Source organism: Flavobacterium sp. CG_9.1 (genome assembly GCF_015751645.1).
GTDB classification, from domain to species: domain Bacteria; phylum Bacteroidota; class Bacteroidia; order Flavobacteriales; family Flavobacteriaceae; genus Flavobacterium; species Flavobacterium xanthum.
Genome location: NZ_JADOVC010000065.1, coordinates 1 through 2881 on the forward strand (window position 1 = coordinate 1; position 2881 = coordinate 2881).

The 2881-nt window shown below is 29.4% G+C and carries 2 protein-coding genes; both read right to left on the minus strand.

Translation table 11 applies throughout. The features are described from left to right. Positions 1-110 precede the first annotated feature (110 nt). Positions 111-1772, minus strand: coding sequence for a serine hydrolase (locus IWX83_RS16950; RefSeq protein ID WP_196831337.1), 1662 nt, complete (start codon positions 1770-1772; stop codon positions 111-113). A gap of 73 nt (positions 1773-1845) precedes the next feature. Then, positions 1846-2643, minus strand: a complete 798-nt coding sequence (locus IWX83_RS16955) for an AraC family transcriptional regulator (RefSeq protein WP_196831338.1) — start codon at positions 2641-2643, stop codon at positions 1846-1848. Positions 2644-2881 lie beyond the last annotated feature (238 nt).

Genomic DNA, 2881 nt, shown 5'->3' on the forward strand with positions numbered 1-2881 from the left:
CCATCTCTTTGCGAACCGCCGAATACGTGACCCGTACGTTCGGTGGTGTGAGAGGCGCACTCCGTCAGTTACTGGCGGAGCCGTCTACTCGATTAGCCGTTCGTTGTTTTTTATTTTTTAAGATAAGGCAAGATGTAACTTTCAAAAATCATTTCGGGTTGTTGTGTTTTTCCGTTTCTAAAATTTCCAGATGTGATAACTGCAACGGTTTTTAAACTGGGAATAACAAAAATATATTGACCACCAGCTCCTCTAGCTTCAATAGATTCAAAACTTTTTCCATTAACTTGATAGGTATTGTGCCACCATAAATATCCGTATCCATTTTTGTCTTTGGTGTTTTCTAAAACTCGATAATTCTTCAAGGAATTTTTTATCCATTTACTTGATATAATACGTTTTGAGTTCCATTTTCCATAATTAAGATATAGTTCTCCAAATTTCAGCATATCATTAGAAGTAAGATACATTCCACCGCCAAAATATGGATTTCCATTCAAATCAGCTTGAATGATATAGTTGGAAATATCTAGTTTTTGAAATAGATATCTATCCATAAATAATTCTAAAGGTTCTGTAGTTATTGAATCCATAGCAATTCCCAATAAATAAGGATTTGCAGAACCATAATTTGCTTTTGTATTTGGGGTATTTATCATTGGAACAGATAATATTGTTGCTATCCAATCCTTTGCTCTTTGAAAATTTTCTTCAGTTGCAGGAGATTTTGAATTTGCATTTATACCATAATCAATGGCGTCTAATCCTGAACTCATTGTTAAAAGGCTTTGGATATTTATTTTCGCTTTTAAACTGTCCTTTTGAGCTTGATATTTTGTGGGTAAAAAATCAAAAATAGATTGATTAACATTTTGGAATAATGATTTGTCTAGAGCAATACCAACTATTGCTGATGAAATACTTTTTGCTGATGAACGCATATCGTGTGGTATATCTGCGGTATAACCATCAAAATAATTTTCATAAATAAGCTTGCCATTTTTCGAAATTAAAACCGAATGAGTATTGGGTAATGAATCCTTTAAAATAAGATTCTCCATTTCGGTAAGTTTTAGAATAGAAGTTTTATTATCTGTTTCAAAACCACCAATTTTCCAATCTATTTTGGATTTTTTTAAATCTATTTCTGTGATTAAATGGGTTCCTAAATATATACCTAGTTGAATTGTATTAGTTTCTAATTTCCCTTTAAATTGTAATCCTGTTTTAAAATCAGAAAAGGATATGAAATCATTTTCTTTTTGGAAATTATCACACCAAGTTCCTGTAAATCGATTGTCGCCTAAGATTGGATACGCTTGATATTCATTTTTCGAACCATTTTCTACACTTAAGTAAAAATCTTGTGATTTTAGTTCGGTTACCATCAAAATATTCCAATCTCCTATATAAGAATTGTTGTTTGACTTTGTTAGTTTTAAATGATAAAGTAATAAACCAGATTTAATAAAACCATTAATTTCTTTTTTATCTTTAGACAGAATACCTTCAAAAAATAAATTTTCAGCAAATGGTATTTTTATTTGATCATTAGTAGTCGAATTAAACGGAAAATCAATAATGTTTTTATTGTTATAAATTTTGAAAAAAGCTTTTTCAAATCCTAAATTATTTATTTCAACTTTTAAATTGAAAGTTTTAGAATTTTCGATTTTTCCTTCCCAATTATCTGTATATTCTGCCATATCTTGTGCATTGACAGAAAACGAATAAAGAATAAAGAAAAAGATGATGATGTTTTGAAATTTCATTTTTTGATTGATTAATGATGATTTGCAAAGATGAGTTTTTGAATTTTATCAAAATTGTATAAAATTAACATTATCACATTTTTCTAAATAATTTTGTTGGAGTTGTATTGTAGATTCGTTTGAAATTTGAAATGAAATGACTTTGGTCGTAAAATCCACATTGATAGCAGATATCTGTCATTGAAATTTTATTGGAAGCAATTAAATAAAATGCTTTATTTACTTTCAATAGCCTGATATAATTGCTTAGGCTTGTGCCAAAATATCGGTGAAACTCTCTGGATAAGTGAATGGGATGAATGCCTAATATTGAACTTAAATTGTTTAAGGAGTAATCCATTCGTTCCTCGATTAAAAGTTCCTGAAGTTTATTTGCCCAATCAGGTTTTTTAGCACTTATTTTTTTGTTTTCTTTTATGTTTCTAAAAATTTCAATCATTAATATTTCAATGCCTAAATTTGAATATTGGTCTTTTATTTTGGATTCAATATATACTTTATTCATCAAATTTTTAGTCAAAGGATTTTTTATGTTTATACTTCCTTCAAAGTCAGTTATTTTAATATCGTAATTTAAAAACCAATTTTCATTCAATTCAATATGAAATCCTCTAGTATATTCGGGTGGTTTTATGTTGTAGTGTTCGTCTTGCCAATTGTGAAATAACAAACTTCCTGGTGCTAGATAATAGGATTCTTTTTTATTAGATTCAAAAAGTTTACCTTGAAGTAAATAGGTGAAATAGGGATTTTCATGATAATGCCAATCCACTTTACTATGCGTATATTCAGTATCAGTTATAATTATATTTTCAAAAGTCGACTTTTGGTAATGTGTTCCGAAAAATTCTCCTTTTTTTAGTATGTTCATTTGTTTTTTTTGGTTTCTGCGGTACAATGACGGCTAACGTTCCCACGCTTTGCGCTGTTGCGAGCTTCGGAACTAATTATTTTCTATTAAAAATACTATTTCTTGCGAAAGAAAAACGTCCGCCTTGCACAAAATTCGCAATAGTGTATATTCCAGTCATGATGTGCCACTAATTCCGGTCATGATGTGCCACAAAATAATGAGCTAATTTCTGTTCAAATTTACATTTTTTTATTGA

Excerpts from the sequence above, each read along its gene's own strand:
- IWX83_RS16950 (WP_196831337.1), bottom strand. The coding sequence starts at position 1,772 with ATGAAATTTCAAAACATCATCATCTTTTTCTTTATTCTTTATTCGTTT.
- IWX83_RS16955 (WP_196831338.1), bottom strand. The coding sequence starts at position 2,643 with ATGAACATACTAAAAAAAGGAGAATTTTTCGGAACACATTACCAAAAG.